The 17895-nt window shown below is 70.1% G+C and carries 14 protein-coding genes; 10 read left to right on the forward strand and 4 right to left on the reverse strand.

The window, feature by feature from the left end:
- The first annotated feature begins 204 nt into the window (after positions 1-204).
- Both IE231_RS00005 and IE231_RS00010 read left to right on the forward strand, forming a co-directional pair.
- Positions 205-864 carry an alpha/beta hydrolase family protein gene (locus IE231_RS00005; protein ID WP_189691903.1) on the forward strand — a complete coding sequence of 220 codons (660 nt, stop codon included), beginning with the start codon at positions 205-207 and terminating at the stop codon, positions 862-864.
- Between the two features lie 167 nt (positions 865-1031).
- Positions 1032-2513 carry a sialidase family protein gene (locus IE231_RS00010; protein ID WP_201896899.1) on the forward strand — a complete coding sequence of 494 codons (1482 nt, stop codon included), beginning with the start codon at positions 1032-1034 and terminating at the stop codon, positions 2511-2513.
- A 26-nt stretch (positions 2514-2539) separates the two neighbouring features.
- Here the strand turns inward: IE231_RS00010 and IE231_RS00015 are convergent, their stop codons facing one another.
- The gene (locus IE231_RS00015; RefSeq protein WP_189691904.1) at positions 2540-4288 is read right to left on the reverse strand and encodes a SulP family inorganic anion transporter; all 1749 of its coding nucleotides are present in this window, start codon (positions 4286-4288) and stop codon (positions 2540-2542) included.
- A gap of 57 nt (positions 4289-4345) precedes the next feature.
- Between IE231_RS00015 and IE231_RS00020 the strand changes: the two genes are divergently transcribed.
- From IE231_RS00020 to metE, 5 genes are all read left to right on the forward strand, one after another.
- The gene (locus tag IE231_RS00020) at positions 4346-5788 is read left to right on the forward strand and encodes a phytoene desaturase family protein (protein ID WP_189691905.1); all 1443 of its coding nucleotides are present in this window, start codon (positions 4346-4348) and stop codon (positions 5786-5788) included.
- 60 nt (positions 5789-5848) lie between these two features.
- On the forward strand, positions 5849-6994 hold the full coding sequence (locus IE231_RS00025; protein WP_189692262.1) for a class I SAM-dependent methyltransferase: 1146 nt from the start codon (positions 5849-5851) through the stop codon (positions 6992-6994).
- Positions 6995-7098: 104 nt separating this feature from the next.
- On the forward strand, positions 7099-8358 hold the full coding sequence (locus IE231_RS00030; protein WP_229866394.1) for an ROK family transcriptional regulator: 1260 nt from the start codon (positions 7099-7101) through the stop codon (positions 8356-8358).
- A gap of 335 nt (positions 8359-8693) precedes the next feature.
- On the forward strand, positions 8694-9644 hold the full coding sequence (locus tag IE231_RS00035; protein ID WP_189691906.1) for a methylenetetrahydrofolate reductase: 951 nt from the start codon (positions 8694-8696) through the stop codon (positions 9642-9644).
- 41 nt (positions 9645-9685) lie between these two features.
- Positions 9686-12094: a 5-methyltetrahydropteroyltriglutamate--homocysteine S-methyltransferase gene (metE, locus tag IE231_RS00040; RefSeq protein WP_189691907.1), complete on the forward strand. Its 2409-nt coding sequence runs from the start codon at positions 9686-9688 to the stop codon at positions 12092-12094.
- 107 nt (positions 12095-12201) lie between these two features.
- On the opposite strand, the gene IE231_RS00045 is transcribed toward metE, so the two are convergent.
- The 3 genes from IE231_RS00045 to IE231_RS00055 form a co-directional block, all read right to left on the reverse strand.
- Positions 12202-12705, reverse strand: a complete 504-nt coding sequence (locus tag IE231_RS00045) for a DUF2004 domain-containing protein (RefSeq protein ID WP_189691908.1) — start codon at positions 12703-12705, stop codon at positions 12202-12204.
- A 62-nt stretch (positions 12706-12767) separates the two neighbouring features.
- The gene (locus tag IE231_RS00050) at positions 12768-13583 is read right to left on the reverse strand and encodes a DUF72 domain-containing protein (RefSeq protein ID WP_189691909.1); all 816 of its coding nucleotides are present in this window, start codon (positions 13581-13583) and stop codon (positions 12768-12770) included.
- Positions 13584-13593: 10 nt separating this feature from the next.
- Complete coding sequence (locus tag IE231_RS00055) at positions 13594-14526, reverse strand: LysR family transcriptional regulator (protein ID WP_189691910.1); 933 nt, start codon at positions 14524-14526, stop codon at positions 13594-13596.
- A 356-nt stretch (positions 14527-14882) separates the two neighbouring features.
- Between IE231_RS00055 and nrdH the strand changes: the two genes are divergently transcribed.
- The 3 genes from nrdH to nrdE all read left to right on the forward strand — a co-directional run bounded on the left by nrdH (position 14883) and on the right by nrdE (position 17859).
- Positions 14883-15131 carry a glutaredoxin-like protein NrdH gene (nrdH, locus tag IE231_RS00060; RefSeq protein ID WP_189691911.1) on the forward strand — a complete coding sequence of 83 codons (249 nt, stop codon included), beginning with the start codon at positions 14883-14885 and terminating at the stop codon, positions 15129-15131.
- An 83-nt stretch (positions 15132-15214) separates the two neighbouring features.
- Entirely contained in the window at positions 15215-15700 is a 486-nt protein-coding gene (nrdI, locus tag IE231_RS00065) for a class Ib ribonucleoside-diphosphate reductase assembly flavoprotein NrdI (protein ID WP_189691912.1), read from the forward strand.
- Between the two features lie 23 nt (positions 15701-15723).
- The gene (gene nrdE, locus IE231_RS00070; protein ID WP_189692264.1) at positions 15724-17859 is read left to right on the forward strand and encodes a class 1b ribonucleoside-diphosphate reductase subunit alpha; all 2136 of its coding nucleotides are present in this window, start codon (positions 15724-15726) and stop codon (positions 17857-17859) included.
- The last annotated feature ends 36 nt before the right edge of the window (positions 17860-17895 follow it).

Consider the following 17895-nt stretch of genomic DNA (forward strand, 5'->3'; position numbering starts at 1 on the left):
ACCCATCCTCACAGGACTGCGAGCCCCTTCCATCCCAAGGGGACCACGCTCAAAGTCGAAGACCCTCCATACGGCCCCCGAGGCGCCGACGTCGCGCGCGGAGAGTTCAACGGTGTTCGCGAGGACGCGCGGCGCATCCTCGGATTGCTCAGCGGGTGCCATGGCACCACTGTAGGTCCGCCGACGGTCGGGCAGGATGGTCGCATGGCAGACGGCGAGCGCATGACCATTCCCACTCCGTCGGGAGACGTCTCGGGCGTCTACGTCCGGCCCGGGGACCCGCGGGCTACGGTCGTCGTGGCCCACGGGGCCGGGGCGGGCATGGATCATCCGTTCCTCGTGGGCTACTGCGACGCGCTCAACAGGCTGGGGCTCGCGACCCTGCGATTCAACTTCGCCTACATGGAAGCCGGCAAGCGCGCTCCCGACCGCGCTCCGAAAGCCGTCCCCGTCTGGACGGCTGCGCTCGCGGAAGCACGACGCCGCTCGGCCGGGGAGCCGCTGTGGGGCGCCGGGAAGTCTTTCGGCGGCCGCATGGCCTCGATGGCGGCCGCCGAAGGGGCGATCGACCCGGCCGGCCTCGTATTCCTCGGTTATCCGCTGCACCCCGCGGGGAAGCCCGAGAAGCTCAGGGACGAGCACCTGTACGGCCTCACCCTTCCCATGCTCTTCCTCTCGGGGACGCGGGACGCGCTCGCCACCGCGGACCTCCTGGCAGGCGTGGTGGCGAGGCTGCCCAGCGCAGAGCTCGTGTGGCTGGAGGGCGGCGACCACTCGTTCGCTGTCAAGGGCGTCAAGCGCACCCCGTATGACATCGGGGCGTCGCTCGCCGAGCCCACAGCTCGATTCGTCGCTCGGGCCTAGCGGGGCGGTCCAGTAGCCGCCAAGGCGCCCCCGGGGACCGTCAGAGACGGTCGCGGGAGAATCCTGCGATGACATCTTGCGCGACGCCCGGCGTGGTGGTGATCTGAAGGGGCCTTCCGTTCGGGCCGTTCGCACCTGCAGCACATCTATCTCATCAGGAGAATGCCGTGATTGCCAGGAATCTGCGTCGCGCCGCGATCATCAGCATGGTCCCCGCCGCGCTCATGCTCACCATGCCCGGAGCATCCGCTGCGGGCCTCGGTTCCCTCACCGTGGTGAGCGGGCCCAGTCCCTTCGCCGGCTGCACTCTCGGTGTGGCCCCCGGCGCCACCAACTTCCTCAACGCCGAGGTCGAGCCATGGGTGGCGGTGAACCCGGCGAACACTGAGAACGTCATCGGTGCCTGGCAGCAGGACCGTTGGTCGGACGGCGGCGCACACGGTCTCGTGGTCGGCTACACGACCAACGGCGGGAGGACCTGGAGCGAGACGGCCCAGCCCTTCAGCGCATGCGCTCCCGGCGGCCCGTCACGCTATGACCGCGCGTCGGACCCGTGGGTCTCGATCGGGCCCGACGGCACGGCCTACTCGGTGGCCATCTCCTTCCAGGGCGTCGGCCCCGACAACGCGGTGCTCGCATCGACGTCCGCCGATGGCGGGGCAACCTGGACAGCGCCCAAGGCCCTCATCGAGGACCTGGTAACCACGCAGTACTTCAACGACAAGGAATCCGTGACGGCCGATCCCGTCATCGCGGGAACCGCCTACGCGGTCTGGGACCGCCTGACCTCCCCGGTGGGAAATCCGAAGGCCGATGCCCATGCCTTCGCCTACACCGGCCCCACCTGGTTCTCCAAGACGACAAATGGCGGAAAGAGCTGGAGCACGGCGAAGGTGATCGTGCCCACCGCGAATGAGCAGCAGACCATCGGCAACCAGATCGTCGTCGACCCCAGGACCGGGACGCTGTACGACTTCTTCGACCTCATCCTGGGTTCCGGTCCCAACGGTACGGACCAGCTGCACGGGTACAACGTGGCCTACTCCAAGTCCACCGACGGCGGTGCGACGTGGACCGCCCCGCAGGTGGTCGCGAAGCTCGCGTCGGTGGGCGTCACCGACCCGAGCACCGGGACAGCGGTGCGGACCGGGGACATCATTCCCGAACCCGCTATCGACCCCGCCACGGGGCAGCTGTACGTCGTCTGGCAGGACTCCCGGTTCAACGGGGGCCACTACGACGAGGTGGCCATCTCGACGTCGTCCGACGGCGGGGGCACCTGGAGCGCGCCGGTGCGCGCGAACTCCCCCCACGGCGTCCCGGCCTTCAATCCGAGCGTCCAGGTATCGGGCAGCAGCGTGGGCATCACGTACGCCGATTTCCGCAGCCTCACTCCGGGCAACACCAGCACACTGCCTACCGACTACTGGTTCACGTCGTCACCGGTCGGCCCCTTGGCCATCACGGGTGAGACCCACATGTACGACACCTACGACATGATGACGGCGCCAATCGCCGAGGGCTACTTCGTCGGCGACTACCAGGGCCTCGCCGCCCTCGGCTCGGGGTTCGCCTCCCTGTCCGTGCGCACCAACAGCGGGAACCTGGCGAATCGGACCGACGCCGTGTTCAGGGCGATCACCCCGTAGCCGAGGGCCGGCGCGGGGGCTCCACGTCAGCCGTGCGGGTCCCCGCGCCCCTCCCGGTCCGCGCGCAGGGCCCGGACCGCGGCGCTCACCGTGGGGTAGAAGTGGTCGACGCCGAACCTCGCCCGGGTGCCGAAGCGCAGCAGCCGGTCCTTCATAGGGCCCTTGAGCTCGGCGAACACGAGCTGGATCTGGCGTTCCGCCAGCCACTCGTCGAGCTCGATGAGCTCCTCGAGCGCGGTCGTATCGATGCCCGTGATCGGTTCGGCGGCCAGCACCACATGCGTCACCGGGCGGTCTGCGGCCTCGACGAGCAAGCGGATGTAGTCCGTCAGGACCGTGCCGTTGGCGAAGAACAGCGGCGCGTCGAACCTCGCGACGATGAGTCCTGGGATGCGCTTCCCCTCTGGATGGCGTGAGAGGTCGTGGTAGCCGGGGACGTCCTCAAGGTGGCCGAGCTCGGCACGGTACGGCGTGAAGGCCCGGCGCACGAACTCGAGCAGGGCCAGGCCGATCGCCACGAGGATCCCGGTGAGGACGCCGAGCGTCGTCACCCCCACGAACGCGGCGGCCATCACGACCGTCTCGCTCCGGCTCATCCGCGCGAGCAGGACCATCTCACGGCCGTCCACGAGGCCCATCACGGCGGCGATGACGACGGCGGCGAGCGTCGCCGTGGGCAGGTATGCGGTCGCGCCGGGCGCGGCGAGCATGAATGCCGCGACGAGCACGGCCGCGACGAGGCCGGCGACCTGGCTCCGGGCCCCCGCATCCAGCGCCACCGGCGTGCGGGACCCGCTTGCCGAGACGGGGAAGCCGCCGAGTGCGCCCGTCGCCGCGTTGGCGAGCCCGATCGCGGCGAGTTCCCTGTTCCCGGAGACGTCCCCGCCGTACCGGGCGGCAAGGCTCTTCGACAGCACGCCCGAGTCGGCGAACGTCATGAGGGCGATCCCGGCGGCGGGCAGCACGAGCGACACGGCGTCGGCGGCGCCGACTCCGCCGAGCGAGGGCCGGGGCAGGCCGGCCGGGAGCGCCCCGGCCACGGCCAGACGGTCCTCGAGGCCGAGGACCCACGTCGCCACGGCGGAGCCGACCACCGCGATGAGCACGCCCACCAGCCGCCAGCCCAGCGCACGGGCCGTCCCGATGAGCGCGAGGGAGCCGGCGCCCATCGCGAGCGAGACGGGATTCGCCTGATCGAGGGCCCGGGCCGTGGCCGTGAGCTCTTCCCACGGGCTGCCGCCCGAGACGTGCACCCCCAGGAGGACCGTCAGCTGGGAGGCGATCACGGCGACGGCGAGCCCGCTCAGGTACCCGAGGCGGATCGGGCGGGACAGCAGCTGCGTCACGACGCCGAGCCGCAGGGCCGCCCCCGCCATCATGAGGGCTCCCATCAGCACGGCGAGGAGTCCCGCGAGCGCGACCGCCCGCTCGGGGTTCCCGCCGGCGAGGGGGAGGGCCGCCGCGGCGATGAGGGGTGCGAGGGCCGAGTCCGGCCCCAGCACCAGCACGCGGCTTGGCCCGACGAGCGCGTACACCGCCATCGGCACGATGGTCGCGTACAGTCCCGTGGCCGGGGGAAGGCCCGCTGCCTGGGCATAGGCCATGCCCGCGGGAATCAGGAGCGCGAACAGCGCAGCACCGGCGACGAGGTCGTCACGAAGCCACCGCCTCTCGTAATGCCTCAGCCACGGCGCGAGGGGGACCCAGCGCGGAAGGCGGGCGCGCGCCGTCGTGCGTCCCGCTGGATCCTTTCCGCCCGGTACTGCATCACCCACGGTTGGATCATCCCCCGCTCAGGGGACGTGCGCGAGGGGCGGTGGCAGGATAGGACCGTGAGCACTGCCGTGGTTGTCGGGAGCGGCCCCAACGGACTCGCTGCCGCCGTGCACCTCGCGGCGAGCGGCCTCGACGTGAGGGTCCTCGAGGCCGAGGATTCGGTGGGCGGCGGCTGCCGCTCGTCCGAGCCGGCCATGCCCGGCGTCGTGGCCGACGACTGCTCCGCGTTCCATCCCTTCGCCGCCGCCTCGCCATTCATCGCCGCGCTGGGGCTCGAGGAGCACGGCCTGCGCTGGCGCTGGCCCGAGGTACAGCTCGCCCACCCTCTGGACGGCGGCCGCGAGGCCGTCCTCTGGCAGGACCTCGAGCGCACGACGGCGGTACTCGGCTCCGATGGTCGGGCGTGGGATGCGCTGATCGGCCGCATCGCACGGCACTTCCCTCGCCTCACCGAGGACCTGCTCGGCCCGCTGATCCACGTTCCGCGCCACCCCCTGCTCCTGGCACGGTTCGGGCTCGAGGCCGTGCTCCCCGCCACCGTCACCGCGCGACGGTGGCGGGGCGACCCCGCCCGTGCACTCTTCGCAGGGATCGCCGCCCACGCCTTCGCGCCGCTTGACGCGCCCCTCACCTCCTCCGTCGGCCTCGTCCTCGCCGGCGCGGCCCACGCCGTGGGCTGGCCCGTGGCCGAGGGCGGGTCGGGGGCACTCACCCGCGCGCTCGCGGGCCGGCTCCAAGCCCTCGGCGGGACCATCGAGACGGGCCTGCGGGTGGAGTCGGACGAGGATTTCGCGGGCGCGGACGTGGTGCTGCTCGATCTGGCCCCCCGCGCCGTCGTCGACGTGCTGGGGAACCGGCTGCCCCCTCGCACCGCCCGCTCCTACAGGCGCTACCGGCGCGGGCCGGCGGCGTTCAAGGTGGACTTCGCCATCGAGGGGGACATCCCGTGGGCGGCAGAACAGTGCCGCCGGGCCGGGACGGTGCACGTGGGCGGCACGCTCGAGGAGATCGCGGCTGCGGAGGCGGACGTTGCGGCGGGCCGGATGCCGCCTCGGCCGTTCGTCCTCGTGGGCCAGCAGTACCTCGCCGACCCCACCCGCTCCCGCGACGGGATCAATCCCGTCTGGGCGTACGCGCACGTGCCCTTCGCCTACGCCCGGGATGCGCTCCCGGCGCTGATCGCCCAGATCGAGCGGTTCGCGCCGGGCTTCCAGAAGCGGATCCGGGGCACGGCCGTCCGGGGGCCGGCAGCGATTGAGGCGCACAACGCCAACTTCGTCGGCGGCGACATCGGCACCGGAAGCACCGCCGGGCTGCAGCTGGTGATGCGGCCGCGGGCCGCCGCCCGTCCGTATGCCACCGGCGTGCCCGGGGTATTCCTGTGCTCGGCCGCGACGCCGCCCGGCCCGGGCACGCACGGGATGTCCGGGTACCGCGCCGCCGTGGCTGCCCTGGAATGGCTGGCCTCGCCGGGCAGGCCCGCGGAAGGGGCGGCATAGGGTAGTCGGGTGCACGACGACGATCCCCACCCGGCCGAGCCCCCCGCCTCCGCGGCGGCCATGTCCTTCCCCTTCCAGTCCCTGCACCGCTTCCCGGACGTCGAGGCCGACAACCTCCACGCCTACGACGCCACGGACAGGCTGCTGGGTGCCCGTGGGCTTGACCTGGCCCAGGCGTGGGGGCTCGACGGCAGCGACATCGCCGTCATCGGCGACGCATACGGCGCCATCACGCTCCAGCTCGCCTCCGCCGGGCTCACAGGCGTCCGCGTGCACCAGGACCTCGCGACGGGCCGCGCCGCGCTCGCGGCCAACGCGGCCGCGCTCGGACTCGACGGCTCGTATGTCTCCTGCGAGCTCGACTCCAGTCTGCTGGCAGGAGCGCGTCTCGTCCTCGCCCAGCTTCCCCGCGGACTCGCCGAACTCGAGGAGATGGCCGACGCCGTCGCCCGCTGGGCGGCACCCCATGCCGTGCTCGTCTCCGGCGGACGGATCAAGCACATGACTCTGGCCATGAACGAGGTCCTCAGGTCCCGCTTCGCCGACGTCCGGGCGGGACTCGCGGTGCAGAAATCGCGTCTGCTCACGGCCGCCGGACCCCTCCCGGTCCCGGAGGACCCGCCGTTCCCGGTCTGCGCGCGGGACGAGGATGCCGGCCTCACCCTGTGCGCGCACGGTGGCGCCTTCGCCGGCTCCCGCCTCGACATCGGCACGCGCTACCTCATGGGCTTCCTGGAACAGGTGCCCGAGGGGGACACCGTGGACCTCGGCTGCGGCACGGGGGCGCTCGCCGTCGCCTACGCGCTCTCGCACCCCTCGGCCCGGGTTGTCGCGACCGACCGGTCCGCAGCCGCGGTCCGGTCCGCGCGGGCCACCGTCGAGGCCAACGGGCTCGCAGCGCGAGTCGTCGTGGAGCACGACGACGCTGGCGGCTCACTGGGCGAGGCCGCGGCCGACGTCGTGCTCCTCAACCCGCCGTTCCACCTCGGCGCGAGTGTGCACGCCGGCGCCGGCCTCAAGCTCATTGCAGCGGCGGGGCGCCTTCTGCGTCCCGGGGGAGAGCTGTGGTGCGTCGCGAACAGCCACCTCGACTACGGAGCCGCACTCCGCCGCTCCGTCGGGCCCACCGAAGTGGTAGGCCGCAACCGGAAGTTCACGGTGACGCGCTCCGTGAGGCGGCCGTCCCGGTCAGCCGCTCGCCCCTGACAGACAGGCCGCCCTGAATGGGCCCGACGTGGGTCCCAGCGGTGAGACAATCCTTCTAGCCGGTAACCTACTGGCGAGTGCAGACCGTGATCTGAGAGGACCCCGTGACGGAGACCCGGCAGTCCGCCGCCCGCCGAGGCACCAACCTGCCACGGATGGGCGACTTCAACCTGACCGTGATCCTGGACGCGATCCGCCGCTCCGAGTCGGGGCTCAGCCGGGTCGAGCTGGCCCAGATCGTCGGGCTCTCGCCGCAGACGATCTCGAACATCTCACGGCGGCTGCTCGACCAGAAGCTCATCGTCGAAGCCGGCAAGGAGGGCTCGGGTCCGGGGAAGCCGCGCACCATCCTGCGCCTCAACCCCAAGGGCATGTACGCCGTCGGGGTCCATCTCGATCCGAGCATCATCACCGTCGTCCTCCTGGATTTGGTGGGTGCGATCGTCGCTCAGGACATGTTCGTCACTCCCCGCAGCCATGAGCCCGCGGAGGTGGTGGGTGCGATCGCGGAGTGCGTCGAGCGGCTCCTCGCCGGCTCCCGGGTGCCGCGCAACCTCGTGGCGGGCATCGGCGTGGCTGCGCCCGGCCCGATCGACCTCGAGCGGGGGGCCGTTGTAGGCCCGCCCCTGCTCCAGGGATGGGTGGATGTGCCCCTCCAGGCCATGGTGCAGGAGGCCACGGGCCTCGAGACCACCATGGACAAGGACGTCACCGGCGCCGCCGTCGCCGAGATCTGGGCCGGCACCCCGGGTGGCACAGACTCGTTCGCGTTCTTCTACCTCGGCACCGGGCTCGGCGCCGGGCTCGTGCTCAACGGTGAGGTGTACCGCGGAAGCTCGGGCAACGCCGGCGAGATCGGCCACATCGTCGTCGATCCCGACGGGCCCGAGTGCTTCGACGGCTGTGGGATGCGGGGCACCATTGCCACGATGCTCGAGCCGGCGCGGATCGTCGGGAGCGCGATCGAGGCGGGAGTCCTCCCACCCTTCAGCGGCGAGCCGACTGCCGCGGACTTCCAGGAGGCCTTCTCACGGCTCAACCGCCTCGTGGTGGAGGGGGACGAGCAGGCGGTGCAGATTCTGCGGTCTGCCGTCCAGGACATGGCCAGAGCGGCGTCCGTCGTCGGCAACATGCTCGATGTGGGGCGCATGGTGTTCGGCGGTCCCTTCTGGGCGTCGGTGGCCGAGTACTGCCTCGCCGTGATGCCGGACATGGTCAACGAGCACCTCGCGACCCGCGGCATCCATCGCGTCGAGATCGTCGGCACCGGGCTCGGTGACGACGTCGGCGCTGTCGGCGCTGCCTGCCTCGTCCTCGAGCGCGCCTGGGCGCCCCGGGCCGAACGGCTCCTGCTCGGCGGGTAGGGCATCTGAGCCGCGGGGGATGCGGAACGGATGACGGTCATGCCGCTTCACATGCGCTTCACGACGCGACACATTCGGCCCAGGGCTTGAAGGTCCCTCCCTCGCGTTCCTAGGCTCGTAGCCAAGTTGCTTCCGCAACGTGTCAGCGATCCCCGTGCCTGGGGATGTGGGTGCCCCCGTGAGGGCCTGACATTTGCCGCAGGGAACGTCCTGTCCCTTCTCCAGCGCGCCGTCCGCGGCGGCGCCGCGGACGTTTACCTGCGATCCCTGATATGCCCTGCAGCGCCTTGCCGTCTCCGCGGCCGGGAGCCGCAGGCCGGACCCCAAGGACGCAAATGTCACCACCATTGCTGCTCGGCGCGCCGAGCAAAGCCCCGTCCCCACCGATCGCGCTCTCCTATGAGCTCTTCCCTCCGCGCAGCGAGGCCGCATCCCGGACTCTCTGGACCACGATCCGGGAACTCGAAGCCACTGACCCCGACTACGTCTCGGTCACCTACGGGGCGAGCGGCTCGAACCACGACACAGCTCTGGACCTCGTCGAGCGGCTTCAGCTGGAGACCACTCTGCGACCGCTCGCCCACCTCACGTGCGTCGGCGGGACCCCGTCGGAGCTCACAGCCGTCGTGGACGATCTCCTCGACCGGGGCGTGCGCGGAATCCTCGCCCTGCGAGGAGACGCCCCACGCCATGGCGCCCTGCCGCAGGATGCCCTCCGGCATGCCCAGGACCTCGTCGCCCTCATCCGGGCGGCGGAGGGCCGCAGATCCGCCCAGTTCGCAGCCGGCAAGGTCGCCATCGGTGTGGCGGCCTACCCTGCGAAGCACCCGGAGTCGCCCAGCGAGGCGCATGACGTCGAGGTGCTGCTGGCCAAGCAGCGGGCCGGGGCGGACTTCGCGATCACCCAGGTGTTCTTCCACGCCGAGCAGTACAGCTCGCTGGTCCGCCGGGCGCGCCGGGCCGGGGTGACGATCCCGATCATTCCGGGCATCATGCCGCTCACGAGCCTGAGGCGCATCGAGAAGCTCTCGGTGCTCTCCGGGGTGGCCGCTGATCCGGCCCTGGTCGACCGCCTCCGGGGGGCCGCGGGCGATGCCGACGCGGCGCACCGGATCGGTGTCGAGGCCAGCGTGCACCTCGCCGAGGCGGCACTCGATGCCGGCGCACCGGGCCTGCACCTCTACACGTTCAACGAGCACGCCGCCTCGCTCGAGGTCCTCGGCAGGCTCGATCTTCCGCGCCCCGTCCGGCCGCTGCTCGCAGCGCGCCACCGCGCCGCCGTCTGATTCCCCGACACTTCCCGACGACTCCTTCAAGGACATCAACCATGAATGCCCAGCACACCCCTGCCCAGAACCAGCCCGTCCCGTTCCCGTCAGCCACCGTCCTCGGCTATCCCCGGATCGGACGCCGCCGGGAGCTCAAGAAGGCGGTCGAGGCCTTCTGGTCCGGCTCCAGCAGCGAAGCCGCACTCCTCGCCGCCGCCGAGTCGATCCAGCTGGCGACCGTGCGCCGGCTGGCCGAGCTCGGGCTCACCGCGCCGTCCGCCATCCCGGGGACCTTCTCGTTCTATGACCAGGTCCTCGACACCCTCGTGGCCCTCGGCGGCATCCCCGCTCGGTTCGGGAACCTGCACGACGCCGGCGGCCGCCTCGGCCTCGACGCGTACTTCACGCTCGCCCGCGGCAACGCTGAGCAGCAGCCGCTCGAGATGACCAAGTGGTTCGACACCAACTACCACTACCTCGTGCCCGAGATCGGCCCGGAGACCCGCTTCTCGCTCTCCTCTGAGCGCGTGGTCGAGGAGTTCTCGCTCGCCAAGGCCAACGGCACCGTCACGCGCCCCTACCTCGTGGGGCCCGTGACCCTCCTGGCACTCTCGAAGGCGTCCGACGGCGCGCCGGCCGGCTTCGCCCCGCTCTCGCGCCTCGACGACCTCCTCCCCGTCTACAGCGAGCTGCTCGGCAAGCTCGCCGCCGCCGGTGCCGCGTGGGTCCAGCTCGACGAGCCTGCCCTCGTGGCGGACCTGGACGGCCTCAGCCCGCACGAGGCGAGTACCGCCGTCGAGCGTGCCTACGCCGCGCTGACCGCAACGCCCGTGGGCGAGGGGCGCCCCGCGATCCTCCTCTCCGCACCGTACGGGAGCCTCGGCGAGCAGACCGCAGCCGTCGCGGCGACCGGCGTGGAAGCCGTGGCGATCGACGTGTTCAAGGGTGCACTGCCGTCTGCCGCCGAGCTTGCACTGTTCTCCGGCAAGACCCTCGTGGCCGGTGTGGTGGACGGCCACAACATCTGGCGCAATGACCTTGCGGCGTCGGCACAGAAGCTCGATGCCCTGCGCACAGCCGGGGCCGAGCACGGCTTCGCCGTGGCGGTCGCGACCTCGACGTCCACGTTCCACGTCCCCCACGACGTGGACGAGGAGCAGCAGCTCGATGCGGGCCTGCGGAGCTGGCTCGCCTTCGCGGACCAGAAGGTGGGGGAGGTGGCCACCCTGGCCGCATACCTGGCGGACCCCGCCTCGGTGCAGGATGAGATCGACGAGGCTACCCGCGTCATCGCCTCGCGCGCGCAGGCCCCCGGCGTCCGACGGCCCGAGGTGCGCCAGCGGACGGGCGCCCTCACCGACGCCGACTTCTCGCGTTCGGACTTCGCCGCCCGCGCCGCCGCCCAGGAGGAGGTCCTCGCCCTCCCGCCGCTTCCCACCACCACGATCGGCTCCTTCCCCCAGACGTCCGAGGTCCGCGGTGCGCGCGCCCGGCTCACCAAGGGCGCGATCGACGCGGCCGAGTACGAGGCCCTCATGAAGGACGAGATCAAGCGGGTCGTGGACCTCCAGGAGGAGCTCGGCTTCGACGTGCTCGTCCACGGCGAGCCCGAGCGCAACGACATGGTCCAGTACTTCGCCGAGAACCTCGACGGCTTCGACGTCACGGTCCACGGCTGGGTTCAGTCCTACGGCTCGCGCTGCACCCGCCCGTCGATCCTGTGGGGCGACGTCTCCCGCCAGGCCGGCCCCTCGATCCTGTGGGGCGACGCCTCGAGCGCAGCGGCCATCACCGTGCCGTGGACCACGTATGCCCAGTCCCTGACCGACAAGCCCGTCAAGGGGATGCTCACCGGACCGGTCACGATCCTCGCGTGGTCGTTCGTCCGCGACGACCAGCCGCTCGCCGAGACGGCGAACCAAGTAGCCCTCGCCCTGCGCGACGAGATCGCCGACCTCGAGGCTGCGGGGATCAAGGTCATCCAGGTCGACGAGCCGGCGCTGCGCGAGCTGCTCCCACTGCGCCGCGCCGACCAGGCGGACTACCTCGACTGGTCGGTGAAGTCATTCCGCCTCGCCACCGCTGGCGCTGCCGACTCCACGCAGGTCCACACCCACCTCTGCTACTCCGAGTTCGGAGCCATCATCGACGCGATCGATGCGCTCGACGCCGACGTGACGTCGATCGAGGCCGCGCGCTCGCGGATGGAGGTGGTCAATGACCTTGAGGCCCATGGGTTCGGCCGCGGGGTCGGCCCCGGCGTGTACGACATCCACTCCCCGCGCGTGCCCTCCCAGGAGGAGATCGAGGACCTGCTCGCGACTGCCGTCGCCCACGTCCCGGCGCGCCAGCTCTGGGTCAACCCCGACTGCGGCCTCAAGACCCGTGGCTATGCCGAGACCGAGGCGTCGCTGCGCAACCTCGTCCGGGCGACCCGGGCCGCGCGCGCCGCACTCGTGGCTGTCTGACGGATCGCGGCGCCACGCGGCGCCGGGTTCCGCCCTGCAGACGGCGCCGGCACCCGAGACATCTCGGGGGCCGGCGCCGTCGGCTCGTGCGTGGGGCGTTCGCGGCATCATTCCCAGAGGACCTCGTCGTCCACCAGGCCGTCCGCATCGGCGGCAGCGACGAGCACCTCGTCCGTGAAGCCCCTGCCGAGGGTGAAGTCGAGCACGAAGTACCGCTCGGGCTGGCCCGGGAAGATGCCAACGTGGGCGAGCCGGAGGGCCCGCAGGAACACGTCCTTGCTGATGTCCTCGGGATGCTCCACGCCGAAGACCTCCGCCGCCTCCCCGGCACGGAGGTTCTGGCAGTGGAAGCGGCGGTACTGGTCTGCGGCGCTGTCCTGTTCGTCGAGCTCCTGGCCGATGAGCTCGCGAGCCGATTCGACGAGCTCGTGCAGGAAGCGCAGCCGGTAGTCGACCTTGTGGAGGGAGGCCTCGTCGAGGCGGTCCTGGTCGGTGATGTTCAGGTCCAGCTCCACGGCCGCGCCGTCCAGCGTGAAGGAGCCGGCCACGGCCCGGCTTCCCGCGGGCGCGAGGGCTATCTCGCCGAAGTGCTGGCTGGTTGCCGTCTCCATGACAGAACGATAGCCCGCCATCGGACGGCAGGCCAGCATCGCGGGGCGCCCTCCCGCGGGCCTCAGGCCAGCCGCGCGAGGAGCGCTGCGGCGTCGTGCGGTGCCCGTCCGTCCGCGTCGTTGTCGAAGTAGACGTAGGCGTCCTGGGCCGCCGCGAGCCACGTGCGGACGCGCTCGGCCCACCCGTCGAGGGACTCCTCCGCATAGCCTCCCCGGTACAGCGCCGTCTCGCCGTGGAGCCGCGCATAGCGGAACCCCGCTGTGTCGGCGTCGACCGCGGGCCATGTCCCAGCGCTGTCCGAGAGCACCGTGCAGATCCCGTGCCGCGCGAAGAGCGCACGGGCCTCGGGGGAGTCGAAGCTCGCGTGGCGCGGTTCGACAGCGTGCAGGAGCGGCACGTCCGCCTCGGCCGTGGTCAGGGCGCGGTCCTCGGGCACCTTCTCGTCGTGCCGTGCGGCGAGCGCCCCTGCGGCAGCCGTGGAGCGCGGGAGGAGGGCGAAGAACTCCTCCAGCAGTGCGGCGTCGAACGCCATCCGCGCCGGGAACTGCCACAGGAGCGGGCCGAGCGAGCTTCCCAGCGCGAGCACGCCCGAGGCGAAGAAGTTCGCGAGCGCCGTCTCGACGCCGCGCAGCTGCTTGAGGTGGGTGATGAACCGCCCGCCCTTCACGGCGAACACGAAGCCCTCGGGGACCGCCTCCCGCCACGACCGGTAGGAGGACGGCCGCTGGAGCGAGTAGAACGAGCCATTGACCTCCGCCGATGTGAGGTGCTCGCCGAGATAGGCGAGCTCGTCCGCCTGGCGGAGGCCGCGGGGGTAGAAGTCGCCGCGCCAGTTCCGGTAGCGCCAGCCGGACACGCCGATGTACGGGTGGGCCATGGGGGACAGGCTATCGCGCCGCGGCTCCGGGGCCGCGGGAGGGGAGCGCGGCCAAGGACGCGGCCACGAGATCGAGGAACAGCGTGGTGGCCGAGTCGGCGTGCCCTTGCGGACGGAGGGCGAAGATGTTCCGGGCGAGGCGGATCTCGGGGACGTCGGCCACGACGACGCCCTGAGGCTTCGAATGCAGGGCCAGTCCGGGGACGAGCGCGGCACCGAGCCCGGCGGAGGCGAGGCCGAGGCTTGCATTGAAGTCATCGCTGTAGGCCACGACCCTCGGAGCCAGGCCGCAGCTGGCGAAGAGCCGGTCGATCACGGTGGCGTCAGCGGTCCCCGGGTGGTGCACGATCCACGGCATCCCGCCGAGCTGCTCGGCGGAGACCTGGGCGCCGTCGGCAATGCCCCAGGACTCTGGCAGGACCACGTAGAACGGATCGTCTCCGATCCACTGCCGCTGTGCCGTGTGCGGCCACGCGAGCCCGCTCTGGCCGACCTGGTAGACGAGCACGACGTCGATGTCGCCGCCGCCGGCGAGCCAGCGGATCGTGTCGCCGGGCTCTGCGACGGAGACGTGGAGGTCGAGCCCCAGCCGGCGCCAGCCCTCGCCGCGGAGCACTCGGGGGAGCACGTAGGTGGCGAGGCTGGGGAAGATGCCAAGCCGGAGCTCGCGCCCTGCCGCCTCGGCCGCGCGGGCCGTAGCGGCCTTGAGCGTGTCGAGGTCGGTGAGGACCTTGGCAGCATGGCGCATCATCACGAGCGCCGCCTCGGTGGGTTCGATGCTCCGCGCCGTGCGGTGGAACAGCCCCACGCCGGTCTCGCGCTCGAGCGCGGCCATCTGCTGCGAGACGGCGGACGGCGTGTACCCCAGGTGGGCGGCGGCCGCGGCGAACGAGCCGAGACGGACCACCTCGATGAGCGTCTGGAGGTGGACTGGATTGACCATGCGGCTCCTTCCGATGGTGAGGCGAGCCCAGACTACGACACGCCGCGACACGCCGTGAGATGAACGACACGCAAACTCGAGCTGCCTGTGCGCCGGGAGGTCCACAGCCTGTGGACGAAGGCGCCGGATCGGCGGGAATACGGGGGTCTGGACGGTGCATTAAATGTGGGGAGTCTGTGGACTAAGAGGCCAATGAATGACATACTTGTAAGACAACATCTTGGGGTCCACAGCAAGGCTACGCACTACATGTAGTATCGAGGGCACCGAGGTGCTCGAGGATGAAGGGTGCCCTTCGGTGCGGCGGCGGCGAGTGCCTCGGCCGGGGAAGCTCTTGAAGGATGGGGTAAGGAATCATGAACGTTACGGTCTACACGAAGCCGGCGTGCGTGCAGTGCAACGCGACCTACCGTGCCCTCGACAAGAAGGGCATCGCGTACACGAGCGTCGATGTCACCGAAGACCCGGCCGCCCTCGAGCAGCTGAAGAAGATGGGCTACCTGCAGGCGCCCGTCGTCGTCACGGACGCGGACCACTGGTCCGGCTTCCGTCCTGACAAGATCGCCGCGATCGCCGAGAGCGGCTCCGCCGCGTCCGTGGCCTGAACTCTTCCGCTGGCCACACCACCCCAACCCACCACCAGTACTCGCAACCACGAGCCTCACCTATCACGAGGGGGTGCGCTCTGATGGCCTCCCAGGTCGTCGCCGCCGCCGATCCCGGCACGGCGGACACGGGCTCCGGGCCCCAGCTCACTTCTGCACGGCTCATCTACTTCTCCTCCGTTTCGGGCAACACCCACCGCTTCGTGGGCAAGCTCGGGATTGAGGCCAAGAGGATCCCGATCCACCTGCATGACGCACCCTTGCGGGCCACGGAACCGTTCGTGCTGGTCGTCCCGACCTACGGGGGGACGGGTGGAGCGGGATCCGTGCCCAAGCAGGTCATCAGATTCCTCAACGATCCGCAGAACCGGCGCCTCATCCGGGGCGTCATCAGCGCGGGCAACACGAACTTCGGGGACAACTACTGCGCCGCGGGTGACATCGTCGCCGTCAAGTGCAAGGTGCCCCACCTCTATCGATTCGAACTCATGGGCACCGCCGACGACGTGGCCCGGGTCACCGAAGGATTGGACGTATTTTGGACGCGACTGTCGCAGAACCCGCAGTAGCCGAGACGGCGGAGGCCAAGGCCGTGGATTCGAAGGAGCTCCCCGCGAAGTACAAGGGCCTGGGGTACCACGAGCTCAACGCCATGCTGAACCTCTACGGCGAGGACGGGCAGATCCAGTTCGACGCCGACCGCTACGCGGCGCGCCAGTACTTCCTCGACCACGTCAACACGAACACCGTGTTCTTCCACGACCTGGACGAGAAGCTCGACTACCTCGTGAAGAAGGACTACTACGAGCGCGAGACGCTCGACCAGTACACGATGAACTTCATCCGGGACCTGTTCGCCCGGGCCTACCGGAAGAAGTTCCGCTTCGAGACCTTCCTCGGCGCGTTCAAGTTCTACACCTCCTACACGCTCAAGACGTTCGACGGGAAGCGCTATCTCGAGCGGTACGAGGACCGGGTGTGCATGGTGGCGCTGCATCTGGCGCGCGGGGACGAGAAGCTCGCCACGCAGCTCGTCGACGAGATCATCGCCGGCCGCTTCCAGCCGGCCACGCCCACGTTCCTCAACGCCGGCAAGAAGCAGCGCGGCGAGCTCGTCTCCTGCTTCCTCCTGCGCATCGAGGACAACATGGAGTCGATCGCACGCGGCATCAACTCCGCGCTCCAGCTCTCGAAGCGCGGCGGCGGCGTCGCCCTTTCGCTGACGAACATCCGCGAGCACGGTGCGCCGATCAAGCAGATCGAGAACCAGTCCTCTGGCGTCATCCCGGTGATGAAGCTCCTCGAGGACTCCTTCTCCTACGCGAACCAGCTCGGCGCCCGGCAGGGCGCGGGCGCCGTGTACCTGCACGCCCACCACCCCGACATCTACCGCTTCCTCGACACCAAGCGCGAGAACGCGGACGAGAAGATCCGCATCAAGACGCTCTCCCTCGGCGTCGTGATCCCGGACATCACGTTCGAGCTCGCGAAGCGGAACGAGGACATGTACCTCTTCTCGCCGTACGACGTGGAGCGCGTCTACGGCAAGCCGTTCTCGGACGTCTCCGTCACGGAGAAGTACTACGAGATGGTCGACGACGCGCGGATCAAGAAGACCAAGATCAACGCGCGCGAGTTCTTCCAGACCCTCGCCGAGATCCAGTTCGAGTCGGGCTACCCGTACATCATGTTCGAGGACACGGTGAACCGGGCCAACCCGATCGCCGGCAAGGTCACCATGAGCAACCTGTGCTCGGAGATCCTCCAGGTCTCCACGCCCAGCGAGTACAACGAGGACCTCACGTACGCGAGCGTGGGCAAGGACATCTCCTGCAACCTCGGTTCGATGAACATCGCCAAGACCATGGACTCGGAGGACTTCGCGCTCTCGATCGAGACGGCGATCCGGGCCCTCTCGGCTGTCTCGGACATGAGCTACATCCAGTCGGTGCCCTCCGTCGCCGAGGGCAACGCGAAGTCCCATGCGATCGGCCTGGGCCAGATGAACCTCCACGGGTACCTGGCCCGTGAGCGGGTCCACTACGGGTCGGACGAGGGCCTGGACTTCACGAACATCTACTTCTACACTGTGCTCTTCCACGCCCTGCGCGCCTCGAACCTCCTGGCGAAGGAGCACGGCCAGGCGTTCGGCGGCTTCGAGAACTCGAAGTACGCCTCGGGGGAGTTCTTCGACAAGTACACCGAGCAGGAGTGGGTTCCGCAGACCGAGAAGGTCAAGGAGCTCTTCGCGAAGGTCCACATCCCCACGCAGGAGGACTGGCGCGCCCTGAAGGCCGACGTCATGGAGCACGGCATCTACAACCAGAACCTCCAGGCTGTCCCGCCTACGGGTTCGATCAGCTACATCAACAACTCGACGTCCTCGATCCACCCGGTGGCCTCCAAGATCGAGATCCGCAAGGAAGGCAAGATCGGCCGCGTGTACTACCCGGCGCCGTATCTGACGAACGAGAACCTGGACTACTACCAGGACGCGTACGAGATCGGCTACGAGAAGATCATCGACACGTACGCCGCTGCGACCCAGCACGTGGACCAGGGCCTCTCGCTCACGCTGTTCTTCAAGGACACGGCGACGACGCGGGACATCAATAAGGCCCAGATCTATGCGTGGCGCAAGGGCATCAAGACGCTCTACTACATCCGCCTCCGCCAGCTCGCCCTCGAGGGGACGGCCGTGGAGGGCTGCGTCAGCTGCATGCTGTAGCGATAGCAAGTCTCTCAGATCACGTTCGCTCGAAAG

Source organism: Sinomonas cellulolyticus (assembly GCF_014656475.1).
GTDB lineage: Bacteria > Actinomycetota > Actinomycetes > Actinomycetales > Micrococcaceae > Sinomonas > Sinomonas cellulolyticus.